We start from the raw sequence: 17,450 nt of genomic DNA, 5'->3' as shown, positions 1-17,450 counted from the left end.
CGGGTAAGCGAAGTGCGCACCCGCGGGGGAGCGAGGTAAACGCCATACGTCCCCACGGCCGGCCCCTGCCTCGGACGCGCGGACCCGGCCGGCCGTCCCGAGGGCCGCGCCGGCCGCGGTAGGCTCCCCTGATTTCACGATCACGGGGGGGAAGCCATGTTCACGTCCTCGGTGCGCCGCACCGCCGTCGCCGTCGTCGCCCTGGCCGCGCTGGCGGTCTCCTGCGGTACCGACCCGGACCCCGGCCCGCCGGCGGACCACCGGCAGGGCGGCACCGGCGGCGTCGCCACCGTGCCCACCTCCGCGGCGGACGCCGCCGACGCCGCCGCCGAGTCCGAGGCGTCCGCCGGGGCGACGCCGGCCCCCACCGTCCCGGACGAGCTGCCGCCCGAGCGGGTCCGCGACGCGTTCGCGGGCCTGCAGGCCACCCTGGGCGACGCCTGCACGCCGGACGACTGCGCCTACTTCCTCGGCCGGGTCCACGACGAACTGCACCGCCTGGACCGGGCGATGAAGGCGGACCCCAAGGGCGCCGGACACTTCCGCCGGCCGGTCGAGCTGATCGCGGAGCTGGACGCCGAGCTCGCCGGCGACCGCTCCTTCGAGAACCTCAAGCGCCACCAGACGCTGCTGATCGGCACCCGCGACCGGATCAACACCTGGATGCAGGACCACCCGGACGACTACCGCTGACCGGACGGGACCCGCCCCGCTCATCGCGGACCCGACCTGTCCGCGATCCCCGCTAGCGTGCGCACCATGGTCCTCAGCACCCGCGCCCTCAACCGCGCCACCCTCGACCGTCAGCTCCTGCTCCGCCCCGCCCCGCTCACCGCCGAGCAGGCGGTCCACCACCTCGTCGGCCTCCAGGCACAGAACACCAAGCCCCCGTACTACGCCCTCGCCGCCCGCCTCGAAGGCTTCCGGCCCGAGGACCTCTCCGCCCTCATGGAGTCCCGCCGGGTCGCCCGCATCGTGTCGCTCCGCTCCACCGTGCACACCCACACCGCCGCCGACGCCGTCCCCCTGCGCCGCCTCGTCCAGGCCGGGGCGATCGACCGGGAACTCAAGATGTTCCGCAAGGGACTCGACGGCGTCGACCTCGACCGGCTCGTCGCCCTCACCGCGGCCCACGTCGACGAGCGGCCCCGCACCCCCAAGGAACTGCGCGAACACCTGCTCCAGGAGTGGCCCGCCGCCGACCCGCAGGCGCTGACCGTCGCCGCCCGCTGCCTGCTGCCCATGGTCCAGGTCACCCCGCGCGGCCTGTGGAGGAGGAGCGGACAGGTCGCGCTCTCCCGCGCCGAGCAGTGGTTCGACCAGAGCCCGCAGGACCCCGCCGACCTCGACGAGACCGTGCTGCGCTACCTCGGCGCCTTCGGGCCCGCCTCCGTGAAGGACATGCAGACCTGGTGCGGACTCACCCGGCTGCGGCCCGCCTTCGAGCGCCTGCGGCCCCGCCTGCTCGTCCTCCGCGACGAGCGGGGCACCGAGCTCTTCGACCTGCCCGACGCGCCCCGGCCGGACGAGGACACCCCGGCGCCACCGCGCTTCCTCCCCGAGTTCGACAACCTCCTGCTCTCCCACGCCGACCGCACCCGCGTCGTCCCCGCCGAGCACCGCGCCCGCACCTGGACCGGCAACCAGGCCCACCGGGTCTTCCTGCTCGACGGCTTCCTCGCCGGGATCTGGCACCTGGAGGAGGCCAAGGAGCGCACGACGATGACCATCGACCCGTTCACGCGCCTCACCCGCGCCCAGCGCGCCGGACTCACCGCCGAGGCCGAGCGCACCCTCGGCCTCCTGGCTCCCCGGGACGTCCCCTACGAGATCACCTACGCGACGCCCTGAGCGCGGGGCGCGGACGGTGACCCCGCCGGAGACGTGGGGCGCGCGCTACGGAAGCGCTCCCGCCCGCCGCGCCGCCACCACCGCCTCCAGGCGGGTGTGCGCCCCCAGCTTCCGCATGGCGGACCGCAGGTAGCCCTTCACGGTCTCGGGCCGCAGCCCGAGCCGCCGGGCCACCACCGCGTTCGTGGCGCCCGACGCCACCGCCGCCAGCACGTCCGTCTCGCGGGGGGTGAGCAGCACGGCGGGGCGCCGGCCGCCCTCCCCGCCGACGACGCCCGAGCTCGTCTCGAAGCGGCCGCACACCGCGAGCAGCCGCTCCCGCAGCTCCGGATCGGTCACCCGGGGGACGAGCTCGCGCAGCTCCCCGTACGCCAGCCGCATCTCCTCCCGTTCCGCCGCGAGCCGCCGCACCTCCTCCCGTACGGCCAGGGCCTGTTCGACCTCCCGGGCCGCCGCGACGGCCGCGTCGACGACCCGCTCGCCGATCGGCAGCGCGTCGCGCAGCGCCCCGTACAGCACCCCGCGGACCCGGCGGCCGACGACGACCGGCACCGCGATCACCGAGCGCAGCCCCTCCGCCGACACGGCGCCGTCGTACTCGTGGGTGATGTGCCGGGCCGAGGCGTAGTCGGTCACCGCGCACGGCCGCGACAGTGCCAGGCACTTCCCGCCGAGGCCGGAGCCGGCCGAGACCGACAGCCCGCGCAGCGCCCGCGTCACCGCCCCGTCCAGTTCCGAGATCCGCAGCGCGCGGCCGTCGCGGCCCAGCCCCCCGAACACCACCGGGAGCCCGGTGGCCCGCCGCAGCCCCCGCAGCGCGCCCCGCAGGTCCTCCGACTCCTCGTGCTCGGACACTCCCCGCTCCTCCGCCGCCTTCGCCCCTCACCACCCCCCGAACGGGGGTGGTGAGACCTGGGTCACTGATTACACGATGTGCGGGACGGGTCCCGCAACGAGGAGGACACATGACGGCAACCAGCGCGGCGCGGCCGACGGAGGCGACGGAGCGGTTCAGGACCGCCCGCGACTTCCTGCTCCGGCACCGGGAGGACTACGCCACGGCGTACGAGGGCTTCGCGTGGCCCCGGCCCGAGCGGTTCAACTGGACGCTCGAATGGTTCGACGTCATCGCCGCGGGCAACGACCGCACCGCCCTGCACATCGTCGAGGAGGACGGCGCCGAGGCGAAGCTGAGCTTCGCCGAGATGTCCGCCCGCTCCAACCGGGTCGCCAACTGGCTGCGCGCCCGGGGCGTCCGCGCCGGCGACCGGATGATCGTCATGCTCGGCAACCAGGTCGAGCTGTGGGAGACGATGCTCGCCGCGATGAAGCTGCGCGCCGTCGTCATCCCCGCCACCCCCCTCCTCGGCCCCGCCGACCTGCGCGACCGGGTGGACCGCGGGCGGGCCCGCCACGTCCTCGTCCGCGCCGAGGACCGCCCCAAGTTCGACGACGTGCCCGGCGACTACACCCGGATCGCGGTCGGGGGCGGCGACGGGGCCGGTGCCGGTGAGACGGGTGCCGACGAGCGGGGCTGGCTCCGCTACGAGCACGCGTACGCCGAGTCCGCCGCCTTCGAGCCGGACGGCGTCACCCTCGCCGACGACACCCTCGTGCTCTACTTCACCTCCGGCACCACCGCCCGTCCCAAGCTCGTCGAGCACACCCACACCTCGTACCCCGTCGGGCACCTCGCGACGATGTACTGGATCGGCCTCCAGCCGGGCGACGTCCACCTGAACATCTCCTCGCCCGGCTGGGCCAAGCACGCCTGGTCCAACCTCTTCGCCCCCTGGAACGCCGAGGCGACCGTCTTCATCCACAACTACACCCGCTTCGACCCGGCCCGGCTGATGGACGAGATGGCCAGGCACGGCGTCACCAGCTTCTGCGCCCCGCCCACGGTCTGGCGCATGCTGATCCAGTCCGACCTCGGCCGGCTCGCCACCCCGCCCCGCGAGGTCGTCGCCGCCGGCGAACCCCTCAACCCCGAGGTCATCGAGACCGTCCGGCGCGCCTGGGGCGTCACCATCCGGGACGGCTTCGGCCAGACCGAGACCGCCGTCCAGGTCTCCAACAGCCCGGGCCAGCGGCTCAAGGAGGGCTCCATGGGCCGCCCGAGCCCCGGCTACCGGGTCACCCTCGTCGACCCGGTCACCGGCCGCCCGGACGCCGAGGAGGGCGAGATCTGCCTCGACCTCTCCGACCGCCCGGTGGGCCTGATGACCGGCTACCACGGCGACCCGGAGCGTACGGCCGAGGCGATGGCTGGCGGCTACTACCGCACCGGCGACATCGGCGCCCGCGACGCCGACGGCTACATCACCTACGTCGGGCGCGCGGACGACGTCTTCAAGGCCAGCGACTACAAGATCAGCCCCTTCGAGCTGGAGAGCGCCCTGCTCGAACACGAGGCCGTCGCTGAGGCCGCCGTCGTCCCGGCCCCCGACCCGCTGCGGCTCGCCGTCCCGAAGGCGTACGTCGTCCTCGCGGCCGGCTGGGAGCCGGACGCCGACACCGCCAAGGCGCTCTTCGCGCACTCGCGCGAAGTCCTCGCCCCGTACAAGCGGATCCGCCGGATCGAGTTCGCCGAGCTGCCCAAGACGGTCTCCGGAAAGATCCGCCGCGTCGAGCTGCGCAAGCTCACGGCGGAGGGGAACACCGGCACCGAGTACACCGAGGGGGACCTCGCATGAGCGACATCGCCGCACTCTCGTACGCGCACGGGGTGTCCGACGTCCCGCTCCTCGGCGACACCATCGGCGCCAACCTCGACCGGGCCGTCGCCACCTGGCCGGACCGCGAGGCCCTCGTCGACGTCCCCACCGGCCGCCGCTGGACGTACGCCCGGTTCGGCGCCGACGTCGACCGGCTCGCGGACGCTCTGCTCGGCAGCGGCGTCGCCAAGGGCGACCGGGTCGGCATCTGGGCGGTCAACTGCGCCGAATGGGTGCTCGTCCAGTACGCCACGGCCCGCATCGGCGCGATCATGGTCAACATCAACCCGGCCTACCGCGCCCACGAGCTGAAGTACGTCCTCGACCAGGCGGGGATCTCACTGCTCTTCGCCTCGCTGACGCACAAGACCAGCGACTACCGGGCGATGGTCGAGCAGGTGCGGGGCGACTGCCCGCGGTTGCGCGAGACGGTCTACTTCGGGGACCCGAGCTGGGACGAACTCCTGGCGCGCCGGGCACCGGAGGGGGTCCGGCCGGAGCCGCTGTCCTGCGACGAGCCGGTGAACATCCAGTACACGTCGGGGACCACGGGCTTCCCGAAGGGCGCCACCCTCTCCCACCACAACATCCTCAACAACGGCTACTTCGTGGGCGAGATGATCGCCTACAGCGAGCAGGACCGGGTCTGCGTCCCCGTGCCCTTCTACCACTGCTTCGGCATGGTGATGGGCAATCTCGCCGCCACCTCGCACGGCGCCTGCCTGGTGATCCCGGCGCCGTCCTTCGACCCGGCCGCCACCCTCAGGGCCGTGCAGGAGGAACGCTGCACCTCCCTCTACGGGGTGCCGACGATGTTCATCGCCGAGCTGAACCTGCCGGACTTCGCCTCGTACGACCTGTCCAGCCTGCGCACCGGCATCATGGCGGGCTCTCCCTGCCCGGTGGAGGTGATGAAGCGGGTGGTCGCCGAGATGAACATGGCGGAGGTGTCCATCTGTTACGGCATGACGGAGACCTCGCCGGTCTCCACCCAGACCCGGCGCGACGACGACCTGGAGCGGCGCACCGGCACCGTCGGCCGGGTCATGCCGCACGTCGAGGTGAAGATCGTCGACCCGGCGACCGGCCTCACCGTCCCGCGAGGCACGGCCGGTGAACTGTGCACCCGCGGCTACGGCGTGATGCTCGGCTACTGGGAGCAGCCCGACAAGACCGCCGAGTCGATCGACGCGGGCCGCTGGATGCACACCGGGGACCTGGCCGTGATGCGCGAGGACGGGTACGTCCAGATCGTCGGCCGCATCAAGGACATGATCATCCGCGGCGGGGAGAACGTGTACCCGCGCGAGATCGAGGAGTTCCTGTACGGACACGCCAAGATCGCCGACGTGCAGGTCGTCGGCGTGCCCGACGAGCGGTACGGCGAGGAGATCCTGGCCTGCGTCGTCCCGCGCGACCCGGCCGACCCGCCGACCCTGGAGGACATCACCGCCTTCTGCCGCGACCGCCTGGCCCACTACAAGGTCCCGCGGCGCGTGGAGATCCTGGCGGAGTTCCCGATGACGGTGAGCGGGAAGGTGCGCAAGGTGGAGCTGCGCGAGCGGTACGGGGCGGCCGCGCGCTAGAGGGGCCTCACGGTGCGGCGGGGCCGGCGGCCGGCGCGGGCACCTCGCGGCGCATGCAGACCCGCGGCCAGGCGGCCAGGCCGTGCGCCGCCTCCGCCCGGCTGATGGCCCGCAGCCCCTCGGTGAGGGCGGGGTCGCCCTCGCCGACGGTGCGGAACCCGAGCCGGGCGTAGTAGGGCGCGTTCCACGGGACTTCGGCGAAGGTCGTGAGGGTCAGCGCCGTCAGGCCCTGCTCCCGGGCGGCCGCCGCCAGGTGCTCGATCAGCGCCCGGCCGACGCCCCGGCGGGCGGCGTCCGGGTGCACCGAGACCTGCTCGATGTGGGCGGCGCCGTCGACGGCGTCCATCAGCAGATACGCCACGGGCCGGTCCTCCGCGTCCACCGCCACCCAGGCCCGGCCCGCGCTGCGGTAGGAGTCGAGGACGTCGAGCGGCAGGGGTTCGTCGTCGGCGACCTCTTCCATGCCGAGGAGCCGGAAGGTCTCGCCGGCGGCGCGTTCGATGTCCTGGAGCAGGGGCAGTTCGGCCCGGGCGGCCACTCGGATGCGCATACGCCAGTATGGCGCGGCGCGGGGCGGGAGCGCCGCCGTCAGGAGGCGGGGGCGGCGGATGGGTACGGGGCTCGGCGGAGGGGTGCGGGGACGGTGCGCGGGGTGCGGGGGACGGTGCGCGGGGGAGGGCCGCCGCAGCGCCGCCCCGGCGGCCGTACGCGAAGGGTGCGGCGCGAAGGGTGCGGCGTGAAGGGTGCGGCGTGAAGGGTGCGGCGTGAAGGGTGCGGCGCGAAGAGGCCGGCGGCCCGGCCGGCCGGCGGGCCGGCCGGCCGGCGGGCCGCGCCGCTCCCGCCCGGTCCGCGGGTCACTCCGGCATGCCGCCCGGGCAGGCCGGGCCGTCCGGGGTCCAGCCGCGGCCGGCGGCGAAGCCGTCGTCGGGGGTGCGGCGGTGGCCGAGGAGGCCGCCGTCGCGGGAGAAGTGCGGCAGGAAGAGGGACAGGGCCGGGTCGCCGTACAGCGCGACGTACAGCAGCACCTCCCGGCCGTCGCTCACCGCGCGCCGGTGGGCGGGCAGCGGGTGGCGGGCGCGGAGGTCCGCGAGGAGGCGGTGGGCCGCGCGGGTGGTGGGCGGGACGCACAGCAGGGCCGCGGCGACGATCACCGGCACGGCGCCGGAGGCGAGTGCCGTGCCCGACGCGCCGGTGGTCCACAGACCCGTGCCGACCGTGACGGGCACGCACAGCAGGAGCACCCGGGCCGCCAGGAGCCGCCCCGGCGGGCGCAGCAGACCGCGGCTGCCGAGCTCCGCGGCCAGCGCGGCGAGGGCCTGGCGGGCCTTGGGCCGGGAGGCCAGGACCCGCAGCGCCAGGGCCCGCTGGAGCGAGCGGTGCACGCCGAGCTGGAGCGGGTCACGGGTCCGGCCGGCCCCGCCGTTGGCGCGAATCGTGCCCCGGCGGCCCGCCGCCACGGCACCGCGCTGGTGCAGCGCGACCACGGCCACGGTGACGGCCGCCCGCGGGCCGCCCCGCAGCAGCGCGAGCGCCTCCGGCGGCGGCTCGGGCCCTTCCTGACTGCGGGTATGCAACAGCAGCCCCGCCAGGGCCAGTTGACCGAACGCCACCCCCAGGAACCACCACATCCCCATCGTCATGGTGTTCACCCCCCGAAGGTGTTGTGCCCGGGGGAGGGGCGGTCGTCACGTGCCGATTGGCCGAATTCTTCCGCCGACCGCGCGCGAGGCGCGGTCCTCGCGCTCCGGTCTTGCCGCCTCGGTCACGGCGCTCCGGTGGCGAGGAGGTCGTGCGCGGGCGCGTTGACGGGCTGCGGGGTGCCGGTGAGGTCGAGGACGAAGAGCGGGATGCCGAGGCCCTCGGCGCGCTCGTGGGCCTCGTGGGTGTAGCCGGCGAGCGAGAAGCAGACGCTCACCGCCGCACTGCTCAGGCCGTTGAGCCACAGGCACTCCACCGCCCGCAGCCCGGTGGGCCGGGTGCTGGGGTCCACCTGTGCGACCAGTCCGGGCCCGCGCAGGTCCACGGCCGAGGCCGACCGCTCCTCGGGCTGGACGACGTCCCGGAAGCCCAGCCACCGCAGATATCCGGCCGACGCGGCGACGGCGTCCCGGGTGGTGCGGATCGTGACCGGCCGGAACGGGGTCCGGGCGGCTTCGGGCCCGGGGCGGGCGGCCGTGGGGCGGGGCGGCGGCACGGGCGAGGGGTGCCGGCGCGTGAAGGAGGAGAGCGCGTCGGGCGCGGGCGCGGGGACCGTGGCCGCCTCCTCGTCCCTGTGCCCGTCGCCACCGGTGGGCGCGGGGGCTTCCCGGCCCTTCCGGCTCCCGGCGTTCTCCGGGCCGTCCGGAGCGTGCGCCGGGCGGCCGTCCGTCCGGGGTCCGGACCCGCCCGGTTCCCGGTCGTCCCGCTCCACGGCGGAGCCGGATCCGACGGCCGTGTCCGCTCCCGCGGGACCCGCCCCGGCCGATTCCGGCCCGGCCGGTCCCGTAGCCCTGTCGGACGCGGGGCCGGGTCCCGGCCCCGTACCGCCGCCGGATCCGCCGGCCGCCCCGTGCGCTGCCTCGTGCGCCGTCCCGCCCGTCTGCCGCACCGGCACGCGCAGCACCGCTCCGCAGGGGCAGCCCACCTCCGGGTGGGGCCAGTCCGAGGCGCGGGAGCAGGCGAGGCAGTGGACGGTGACCCATTCGTCCGACCAGTTGCGGTGGGTGACGGGGACGGCGGTGGCGCCCGCGATCACCGGAGGCGCGACCGGGGTGCCGCAGGAACAGGGGAAGGCGGGCGCCGCGTACCGCAGCGAGCGGAAGCACTCCGGGCAGCGCACCTGTACCGACTCACCCACACCGAACCCCCTCTGCGTCGTGCCTCCCCATCGTCCCCCAATCGGGGCGCGCGAGGGAGCGACTTCGGCCAAAGCGTCTCTTGACGCCTCTCCCTCACCCCACCTACATTGCTTCCGTATAGCAGAACAGTACTTCCGCATTATGGAAACAAGCCGTCAAGGCCCCGAAGCAGGAGCACTCCCATGCCTCGTATGACCGCCGCCGCAGCGGCCGTTGAGATCCTCAAGCGCGAAGGCGTCACCAACGCGTTCGGTGTGCCCGGCGCGGCGATCAACCCCTTCTACCGGGAGCTCAAGAACGTCGGCGGCATCAGCCACACCCTCGCCCGCCACGTCGAGGGCGCCTCGCACATGGCCGAGGGCTACACCCGCGCCAAGGCCGGCAACATCGGTGTCTGCATCGGCACCTCCGGCCCCGCCGGCACCGACATGATCACCGGCCTGTACTCCGCGATCGCCGACTCGATCCCGATCCTCTGCATCACCGGCCAGGCTCCGGTCTCCAAGCTCCACAAGGAGGACTTCCAGGCCGTCGACATCGCCTCGATCGCCAAGCCGGTCACCAAGGCCGCGACGACCGTCCTGGAGGCCGCGCAGGTCCCCGGCGTCTTCCAGCAGGCCTTCCACCTGATGCGCTCCGGCCGCCCCGGCCCGGTCCTCATCGACCTGCCGATCGACGTCCAGCTGACCGAGATCGAGTTCGACCCGGAGACGTACGAGCCGCTGCCGGTCTACAAGCCGCAGGCCACCCGCGCCCAGGCCGAGAAGGCACTGAACTTCCTCCTGGAGTCCGAGCGCCCGCTGATCGTCGCCGGCGGCGGCATCATCAACGCCGACGCCTCCGACCTGCTGGTCGAGTTCGCCGAGCTGACGAACATCCCGGTCATCTCCACCCTCATGGGCTGGGGCACCATCCCGGACGACCACGAGCTCGCCGCCGGCATGGTCGGCGTCCAGACCGCGCACCGCTACGGCAACGCGACCTTCCTGGAGTCGGACTTCGTCCTCGGCATCGGCAACCGCTGGGCCAACCGCCACACCGGTTACAACATGGAGGCCTACACCAAGGGCCGGAAGTTCGTCCACGTCGACATCGAGCCGACCCAGATCGGCAAGATCTTCGCCCCGGACTACGGCATCGCCTCCGACGCCAAGGTCGCGCTCGAGCTCTTCGTCGAGATCGCCAGGGAGTGGAAGGCCGCCGGCACGCTGCCGGACTTCTCCGCGTGGGCCGCCTCCGCGCAGGAGCGCAAGGCCACCCTGCAGCGCCGCACGCACTTCGACGACATCCCGATGAAGCCGCAGCGCGTCTACGAGGAGATGAACAAGGCGTTCGGCCCGGAGACCCGCTACGTCACCACCATCGGCCTCTCCCAGATCGCCGCCGCGCAGTTCCTGCACGTCTACAAGCCGCGCCACTGGATCAACTGCGGCCAGGCCGGCCCGCTCGGCTGGACCATCCCGGCCGCCATCGGTGCCGCCACCGCGGACCCGGAGACCCCGGTCGTCGCGCTCTCCGGCGACTACGACTTCCAGTTCATGATCGAGGAGCTGGCGGTCGCCGCCCAGCACAAGGTCCCCTACGTCCACGTCCTCGTGAACAACGCCTACCTGGGCCTCATCCGCCAGGCGCAGGGCAACCTGGGCATCAACTTCGAGGTCAACCTCGAGTTCGAGAACATCAACACCCCGGAGATCGGCGTCTACGGCGTCGACCACGTCAAGGTCGCCGAGGGCCTCGGCGTCAAGGCGATCCGCGTCGAGGACCCGAGCAAGCTGGGCGAGGCGCTGGAGCAGGCCAAGAAGATGGCCGTCGAGTTCCAGGTCCCGGTCGTCGTCGAGGCGATCCTGGAGCGCATCACCAACATCGCGATGAGCAAGACGGTCGACATGAGCGACGTCACCGAGTTCGAGGAGCTCGCGACCGAGCCGGCCCACGCGCCCACCGCGATCAAGGCCCTGAAGGTCTGACCTTCCCCCCGTACGACCCGGGTGCCGTGACCAGGCCCCCGCCCCGAGGAGCACCGGGGCGGGGGCCTCACCGTTCGTCCGAGCCGACGTGGTGCCGGTGCCGGTGCGAGTGCCGGTGGCCGGTGCGAGTGCCGGTGCGAGTGCCGGTGGCCGGTGGCCGGTGCGAGTGCCGGTGCCGGTGGCGGCCCCGGCTCAGAGCTCGCCGCGGCGTGCGAGCTGCTTCAGCGCGTTCTCGCGGACGATCTCGTTCTCGTCGTCGCGCAGGCCCTCGAGGACTTCCCGCGCCTCCGGGCCGGGAACGGCGCCGAGCGCCCAGATCGCCTTCACGGCGAGGGCGCGGTTCTCGTCCCAGTCCAGGTGCTCGGGGACCCAGCGGCTCGCCAGGGCCAGCGTCGGCACCGTCCGGGGCGAGCGGAGCTTGCCCAGCGCCGACACGACGCCCTCGTGGCCCCTGTGCCATTCGGCGGGGAACAGCTCGGTCAACGGCTCCAGGAACTCCTCGGCGTGGGCGCCGGCGGAAGCCTTGACGATCAACGCCATCTCGACGTCGTCGGCGTCCTCGCGCTCCATGGCGTCCAGGAGCAGCCGGAGCGCCAGGACCCGACCGTCGGTCTCGCCGAAGTGGGCGAGCACCTCGTCCAGCGTGCGCGTCCGGCCCTTGCCCGGTACGAACACCAGGCCCATGACCAGATCCTGCTCCTCAGGGGTCATCGCCCCACCGCCTCCGCCGCGCTGTCGTTCTCGTCGGAGCCGGTCGGCCCCTCCCAATACGTACACGTCCACGTACACGTACACGACAGAAGAGCGCGGAACCAGGGACCGTAAACCTGGTTCCGCGCTCTCGTGATGCCCGCCCGACGGTGCGAGGCTGGCGCGACAGGACGTTCGCGCCGCCGGGCGGAGTACGGGCCCCCTTCTTGTGCGAGAAGGGGGCGTTGGGACCGCGGTGGTGCCGACGGGCGCCGTGAGCGTCCCCTTCCTTCAGGTCAAGAAGGGGAGTTCGCGGGCCCTTACCACCGCACTGGCTCGGCGCCACCGCGGTCCTCACGCTGTCCGGTTCGCCGACCACCCCTCATCCGGGCCGGCGATCCGGACCGCGTACGGCACTGACCTCCCGTCAGGTGCCGTACGCAGTCGGGGGTGGAGGATCAGTCCTCGCGCAGGGCGCGGACGGCCTCCTCGACGCGCCGGCCGTACTCGGGGTCGGCGGCGGCGAAGTGGGCGATGTTCTTCTCGATGATGTCCTCGCGGGAGACCTGCGACAGGCCGCCGGCGATGTTGGCGACCAGGCGGGCCTTCTCGTCCTCGGACATCAGGCGGTAGAGCTCACCGGCCTGGAAGAAGTCGTCGTCCTTGGTGTGCTGCGGGGCCGCGTGGGTGCCGGTCCAGCCGTGGATGGCGAGCGGCGCGGACAGCGGGACGTCGGTCTGGCGCGGACCGGAGTACGAGTTGGGCTCGTAGTTCTTGTCGTGGCGCGAGCCGTTGCGGGTGGCCATGAAGCCGTCCCGGCCGTAGTTGTCGGCCACGGTCGCCTTGGGGGCGTTGACCGGCAGCTGGGTGTGGTTGACGCCGAGGCGGTAGCGGTGGGCGTCCGCGTAGGCGAAGAGGCGGCCCTGGAGCATCTTGTCCGGCGAGGGGCCGATGCCCGGGACGAAGTTGTTCGGGGAGAAGGCGGCCTGCTCGACCTCGGCGAAGACGTTGTCCGGGTTGCGGTCGAGGACCAGCCGGCCGACGCGCTGCAGCGGGTAGTCCGCGTGCGGCCACACCTTGGTGAGGTCGAAGGGGTTGAAGCGGTAGTCCGCGGCCTCGGCGGCGGGCATGATCTGGACGTAGAGGGTCCAGGACGGGTTCACGCCGCGCTCGATGGACTGGAGCAGGTCGGTCTGGTGCGAGTTGGCGTCCTTGCCGACGACCTCGGCGGCCTGCTCGGCGGAGAGGCAGCGGATGCCCTGGTTCGTCTTGAAGTGGTACTTGACGAAGAAGGCCTCGCCCGCCTCGTTGGTCCACTGGTAGGTGTGCGAGCCGTAGCCGTTCATGTGACGGTACGAGGCGGGGATGCCGCGGTCGCCCATCAGCCAGGTCACCTGGTGCGTCGCCTCGGGGGAGTGCGCCCAGAAGTCCCAGACGTTGTCCGGCTCCTGCTTGCCCGTGAACGGGTCGCGCTTCTGGGAGTGGATGAAGTCGGGGAACTTGATCGGGTCCTTGATGAAGAACACCGGGGTGTTGTTGCCGACGAGGTCGTAGTTGCCCTCCTCGGTGTAGAACTTCACCGCGAAGCCGCGCGGGTCGCGGACCGCGTCCGCGCCGCCGAGCGAGTCGGCCACGGTGGAGAAGCGCAGGAACAGCTCGGTCTTCTTGCCGACCTCGGAGAGGAAGGCGGCCTTGGTGTAGGCCGTGACGTCGTCGGTCACCTCGAAGAAGCCGTACGCACCGGAACCACGGGCGTGCACCACGCGCTCCGGGATGCGCTCGCGGTTGAAGCGCGCGAGCTTCTCCAGCAGGTGCTGGTCCTGGAGCAGGATCGGGCCACCGACGCCGGCGGTGGCGGAGTTCTGGTTGTCGGCGACGGGCGCGCCGGACTCGGTCGTAAGCACTCGCTGGACCATCTTGTCGGGTCGACCTTCCGTACGGGAGAGCTGCACTGCTGACTGCGGGTGAGTGCTCTGGAGCGTAGGGACGCGCCGCGAACAACGTCAACAGTTTGTTGAAAATGAAGTCTGGTGTTCCGGGCGGCGGCGACGCCTGGGCGCGACAGGACAGGTTGTCAGCGCCGCCGCCGCCCGGAAATCTGGGCCCCCGTCACGGACGGGGGGAGGGTCAGACCTGCTGGCCGGAGAGGCGCTCGACGGCGCGCAGCAGGGCCGAGTGGTCCAGGCCGCCGTCGCCCTGGGCGCGCAGGGAGGCGACGAGCTGGGCGACCACGGCGCCGACCGGGAGGGCCGCGCCGACGTTGCGGGCGGCGTCGGTGACGATGCCCATGTCCTTGTGGTGCAGGTCGATCCGGAAGCCGGGCTTGAAGTCCCGGTTCAGGAAGTTGTCCTTCTTGCGGGTCAGGACCGTGGAGCCGGCCAGACCGCCGTTGAGGACGTCGAGGGCGGCGTTCAGGTCCACGCCGGACTTCTCCAGGAAGACCACGGCCTCGGCGCACGCCTGGATGTTGACGGCGACGATGAGCTGGTTGGCCGCCTTCACCGTCTGGCCGGAGCCGTGCGGGCCGCACAGGACGATGGTCTTGCCGAGGGCCTCGAGGATCGGCAGGGCCGCGTCGAAGTCGGCCTTCTCGCCACCCACCATGATCGACAGCACGGCCTCGATGGCGCCGGCCTCGCCGCCGGAGACCGGGGCGTCCAGGACGCGCAGGCCCTTCTCGGCGGCGTTCTTCGCGAGGTCCACGGAGGTCTGCGGGGTGATCGACGACATGTCGATGATCAGGGCGCCCGACCTGGCGTTCTCCAGGATGCCCTCGGGGCCGTAGGCGATCGCCTCGACCTGCGGGGAGGCGGGCACCATCGTGATGATCACGTCGGCGTCCTTGACGGCCTCGGCGATCGAGCCGGCCGCGGTGCCGCCGGCCTTCGCCAGCCGGTCCAGCTTGTCCTGCTCCAGGGTGTAACCGGTGACCGAGTAGCCGGCCTTGATCAGGTTCTCGGACATGGGCGAGCCCATGATGCCGAGTCCGATCCACGCGATGCTGGGGAGGTTGCTCATTGGGGAGGGTCCTTCTCTGAAGCTTCGTACGAAAAGGTCGGGGGTCGCCTGGCGGAACGCCTGGACTTACTTGGCCGCGCGGGCCTCTTCCGGCAACCATCCGAAGGAGGCGGCGGCGTCGGCGGCCTTGTACTCCAGGCCGACCCAGCCGTCGTAACCGGCCTTCTTCAGCTCGTCGAGCAGCTGCTCGAGCGGGAGCTCGCCGGTGCCCGGCGCGCCGCGACCCGGCATGTCGGCGATCTGGACGTGGCCGGTCCGGTCGGCGTACGCCGCGATGACCTCGCTGACGTTCTCGCCGTTCATCGACAGGTGGTAGATGTCGAGCAGGAACTTGGCGTTGCCGAGTCCGGTGGCCGCGTTGACCTTGTCGACGATCTCGATCGCGGAGGGGGCGCTCACCAGCGGGTAGAGCGGCGACTCCGGCTTGTTGAGGGTCTCGATCAGGAGGATCGCGCCGACCCGGTCGGCGGCGCGGGCCGCGAGCACCAGGTTCTCCAGGGCGAGCTCGTCCTGGACGGCCGGGTCCACGCCCTCGACGCGGTTGCCGTAGAGCGCGTTGAGCGCCTTGCAGCCCACCGAGGCGGCGAAGTCCGCGGCGACGTCGATGTTGGCCCGGAAGCGGTCCGACTCCTCACCGGGCACCGAGACCGCGCCGCGGTCCGGGCCGGGGAGCTGTCCGGCGTAGAAGTTCAGGCCCACCAGCTGGGTGCCGGCGTCCTCCAGAGCCTTCTTGAGGGCGTCGAGCTCGCTCTGGTCGGGGGTGGCGGTGTCGATCCAGGGCCACCACAGCTCGACCGCGGTGAAGCCCGCCGCGGCGGCGGCCGCGGGGCGCTCCAGGAGCGGGAGTTCCGTGAAGAGGATCGACAGGTTCACATCGAAGCGCTGGTCCGTGTATCCCATGAGGGGTCGGCGCTCCTTCCGTATTGCGGAAGTAACTTTCTGTCTGACGGAATGTTGCAAGCGGAGCGCCGCTCTTGTCAAGAGGTCCCCGCAGGTCCGGGGCTCCCGCGGCCGCCGAAGGGCCCGTAGCGTGGGGGCATGGTGCGTTTGAGAGTGGAGTTCACGACCGAGCCGTTCGACCTCGACGAGGCCCCGGCGCACGCGGTCGTGGCGCGTGAGGTCATCCAGTCGGCCCAGCTGGACGCGGTCGACGTCGGGCCCTTCGGGAACACGGCGGAAGGGCGCGCCGACGAGGTGCTCACCGCGGTGGACGCCCTGCTGCGGAAGTCCCTGGCGGCCGGCGCCACCCGCGTCTCGCTCCAGGTCAACGTGCTCGGTGACGGTGGCGGCGACGCGATCGACGAGGGGGAGAAGTGACCGAGCATCCCCTGGTCACCGCGGTGAAGCCGCTGGTCGACGCGATGGGCGCCGAGCTGCTCGGCCCCGAGCAGGCCGAGGCGGACGACGTCGTCCTCGCCTGGGAGGGCGAGGACGTGCTCGCGGTACGGCTGCCGCAGCTGTCCGAATCCCTCGACCACATTCTGGCCGCCATGGAACGGCGGCACGGGATGCCGCTCGCCGAGCTCGACCGCAAGAGCAAGCAGGAGGTGGTCCGGATCCTGGAGGCACGCGGTGCCTTCTCGGTCCGCCACGGGGTCGAGACGGTGGCCGGCGCCCTGGGTGTCAGCCGCTTCACCGTGTACAACTACCTGAACCGGGAGACCGCCCTGAACAGGGAAAAAGCCCCGAAGGACAGCTAGTTGATCAATCCGCACCGGAAGCCGTCGTCCAGATGTCGGGACGACGGCTTTTGTGTGGCCGACTTTTCAACAAAGTGTTGACGTCGTGTTGCGGAGGGCGTTAGCTATCCGCAGCCCGTCCGACGCACAGCGAAAAACAGCCACGGAGGCTTCCCGTGACTTCAGGTACGACACCGGGCCTCACCCGGTTCAACACCTCGGCGGAGGGCGACGCCCTCGCGGCGCTCCACGAGGTGTGCTCCAGCTCGGCGTGGGGGAGCAAGATCCTCGCCCAGCGCCCGTATGCCACCGCCGAAGCCCTCTTCCTCGCCAGCGACGCCGCCATGGCCGAACTGACCGCCGAGGACCTGGCCGAGGCGATGGCGGGCCACCCGCCGATCGGTCGTCCGAAGGCCGGGGACCCGACCTCCTCCCGCGAGCAGAGCGGGATGGCCGGCGCCTCCGCGGAGCTCAAGGCCGAGATGCTCGAACTGAACCTGGCCTACCAGGAGAAGTTCGGCCATGTCTTCCTCATCTGCGCCACCGGCAGGACCGGCGAGCAGATGCGCGACGCGATCCGGATCAGGATCGAGAACTCGCCCGAGCAGGAGCGGGAGATCGTCCGCACCGAACTGGGCAAGATCAACCGCATCCGCCTGACCCGTCTCGTAGAGACCGAGGAAGAGAACTGATGAGCACCGACACGACCGCCTCGGTGTCCACCCACATCCTGGACACCAGCATCGGCCGGCCGGCCGAGGGCGTGGCCGTCACGCTCGCGGCCCGCGCCGGCTCCGACGCCGAGTGGGTCGCCCTGGGCGGGTCCGCCACCGACGCGGACGGGCGCTGCAAGGACCTCCCGGCCCTGCCGGAGGGCACGACCCACGTACGGCTCGACTTCCAGACCGAGGCGTACTTCCTGAGCAAGCAGAACCAGCAAGCCGAGGCGCAGCAGGACGCCCCCGCGAATCGGGACAGTGGTGCTCCGGTCGCGTTCTTCCCGGAGGTGGCGATCACGTTCGCCGTCGTGCCGGGTGAGCACTACCACGTACCGCTGCTGCTCAACCCGTTCGGCTACTCCGTTTACCGAGGGAGCTAGCAG

The 17,450-nt window shown here is 72.3% G+C and carries 17 protein-coding genes; 9 read left to right on the top strand and 8 right to left on the bottom strand.

The annotated features are described in order from the left end of the window. The first annotated feature begins 156 nt into the window (after positions 1-156). Together ABD954_RS06575 and ABD954_RS06570 are read left to right on the top strand one after the other, a co-directional pair. On the top strand, positions 157-693 hold the full coding sequence (locus tag ABD954_RS06575) for a hypothetical protein (RefSeq protein WP_345484836.1): 537 nt from the start codon (positions 157-159) through the stop codon (positions 691-693). Positions 694-759: 66 nt separating this feature from the next. Beyond that, positions 760-1,851: a winged helix DNA-binding domain-containing protein gene (locus ABD954_RS06570; RefSeq protein WP_345484835.1), complete on the top strand. Its 1,092-nt coding sequence runs from the start codon at positions 760-762 to the stop codon at positions 1,849-1,851. Positions 1,852-1,896: 45 nt separating this feature from the next. Here ABD954_RS06570 and ABD954_RS06565 read toward each other — a convergent pair whose 3' ends face one another. Beyond that, positions 1,897-2,706, bottom strand: coding sequence for a helix-turn-helix transcriptional regulator (locus tag ABD954_RS06565; RefSeq protein WP_345484833.1), 810 nt, complete (start codon positions 2,704-2,706; stop codon positions 1,897-1,899). Between the two features lie 110 nt (positions 2,707-2,816). Between ABD954_RS06565 and ABD954_RS06560 the strand changes: the two genes are divergently transcribed. Together ABD954_RS06560 and ABD954_RS06555 are read left to right on the top strand one after the other, a co-directional pair. Next, entirely contained in the window at positions 2,817-4,547 is a 1,731-nt protein-coding gene (locus tag ABD954_RS06560; protein WP_345484832.1) for an AMP-binding protein, read from the top strand. Next, complete coding sequence (locus tag ABD954_RS06555; protein WP_345484831.1) at positions 4,544-6,154, top strand: AMP-binding protein; 1,611 nt, start codon at positions 4,544-4,546, stop codon at positions 6,152-6,154. The genes ABD954_RS06560 and ABD954_RS06555 overlap by 4 nt, the downstream gene beginning before the upstream one ends. A 7-nt stretch (positions 6,155-6,161) precedes the next feature. Here ABD954_RS06555 and ABD954_RS06550 read toward each other — a convergent pair whose 3' ends face one another. From ABD954_RS06550 to ABD954_RS06540, 3 genes are all read right to left on the bottom strand, one after another. Beyond that, positions 6,162-6,704 carry a GNAT family N-acetyltransferase gene (locus tag ABD954_RS06550; protein ID WP_345484830.1) on the bottom strand — a complete coding sequence of 181 codons (543 nt, stop codon included), beginning with the start codon at positions 6,702-6,704 and terminating at the stop codon, positions 6,162-6,164. A gap of 304 nt (positions 6,705-7,008) precedes the next feature. Next, positions 7,009-7,794, bottom strand: coding sequence for a TIGR04222 domain-containing membrane protein (locus ABD954_RS06545; protein ID WP_345491998.1), 786 nt, complete (start codon positions 7,792-7,794; stop codon positions 7,009-7,011). 122 nt (positions 7,795-7,916) lie between these two features. Then, positions 7,917-8,990, bottom strand: a complete 1,074-nt coding sequence (locus tag ABD954_RS06540; RefSeq protein ID WP_345484829.1) for a hypothetical protein — start codon at positions 8,988-8,990, stop codon at positions 7,917-7,919. Positions 8,991-9,173: 183 nt separating this feature from the next. Here ABD954_RS06540 and gcl point away from each other — a divergent pair, with 183 nt between their 5' ends. Next, positions 9,174-10,961: a glyoxylate carboligase gene (gene gcl, locus ABD954_RS06535; RefSeq protein ID WP_345484828.1), complete on the top strand. Its 1,788-nt coding sequence runs from the start codon at positions 9,174-9,176 to the stop codon at positions 10,959-10,961. Between the two features lie 192 nt (positions 10,962-11,153). On the opposite strand, the gene ABD954_RS06530 is transcribed toward gcl, so the two are convergent. From ABD954_RS06530 to ABD954_RS06515, 4 genes are all read right to left on the bottom strand, one after another. Continuing rightward, positions 11,154-11,672 carry a HEAT repeat domain-containing protein gene (locus ABD954_RS06530; RefSeq protein WP_345484826.1) on the bottom strand — a complete coding sequence of 173 codons (519 nt, stop codon included), beginning with the start codon at positions 11,670-11,672 and terminating at the stop codon, positions 11,154-11,156. A gap of 437 nt (positions 11,673-12,109) precedes the next feature. Continuing rightward, positions 12,110-13,567, bottom strand: coding sequence for a catalase (locus ABD954_RS06525; protein WP_345484825.1), 1,458 nt, complete (start codon positions 13,565-13,567; stop codon positions 12,110-12,112). A gap of 211 nt (positions 13,568-13,778) precedes the next feature. Then, a complete protein-coding gene (locus ABD954_RS06520) occupies positions 13,779-14,669 on the bottom strand; it encodes a 2-hydroxy-3-oxopropionate reductase (protein ID WP_345484824.1) in 891 nt (296 codons plus the stop codon). A 66-nt stretch (positions 14,670-14,735) separates the two neighbouring features. Next, complete coding sequence (locus ABD954_RS06515) at positions 14,736-15,569, bottom strand: TIM barrel protein (RefSeq protein WP_345484823.1); 834 nt, start codon at positions 15,567-15,569, stop codon at positions 14,736-14,738. Positions 15,570-15,710: 141 nt separating this feature from the next. Here ABD954_RS06515 and ABD954_RS06510 point away from each other — a divergent pair, with 141 nt between their 5' ends. The 4 genes from ABD954_RS06510 to uraH all read left to right on the top strand — a co-directional run bounded on the left by ABD954_RS06510 (position 15,711) and on the right by uraH (position 17,447). Next, a complete protein-coding gene (locus ABD954_RS06510) occupies positions 15,711-15,986 on the top strand; it encodes a thiamine-binding protein (protein WP_345491996.1) in 276 nt (91 codons plus the stop codon). 44 nt (positions 15,987-16,030) lie between these two features. Continuing rightward, on the top strand, positions 16,031-16,369 hold the full coding sequence (locus ABD954_RS06505) for a helix-turn-helix domain-containing protein (protein WP_345491994.1): 339 nt from the start codon (positions 16,031-16,033) through the stop codon (positions 16,367-16,369). Between the two features lie 155 nt (positions 16,370-16,524). Then, a complete protein-coding gene (gene uraD, locus ABD954_RS06500; RefSeq protein ID WP_345484822.1) occupies positions 16,525-17,040 on the top strand; it encodes a 2-oxo-4-hydroxy-4-carboxy-5-ureidoimidazoline decarboxylase in 516 nt (171 codons plus the stop codon). Then, positions 17,040-17,447 (top strand): hydroxyisourate hydrolase, encoded by a 408-nt coding sequence (uraH, locus tag ABD954_RS06495; protein WP_345484821.1) that lies wholly within the window; start codon positions 17,040-17,042, stop codon positions 17,445-17,447. Before uraD ends, uraH begins: the two co-directional genes overlap by 1 nt. The last annotated feature ends 3 nt before the right edge of the window (positions 17,448-17,450 follow it).

Source organism: Streptomyces roseoviridis (genome assembly GCF_039535235.1).
Taxonomy (GTDB): Bacteria; Actinomycetota; Actinomycetes; order Streptomycetales; family Streptomycetaceae; genus Streptomyces; species Streptomyces roseoviridis.
The sequence above is the reverse complement of the archived record's forward strand: the minus strand, read 5'-3'. Positions and strand labels throughout refer to the sequence as shown.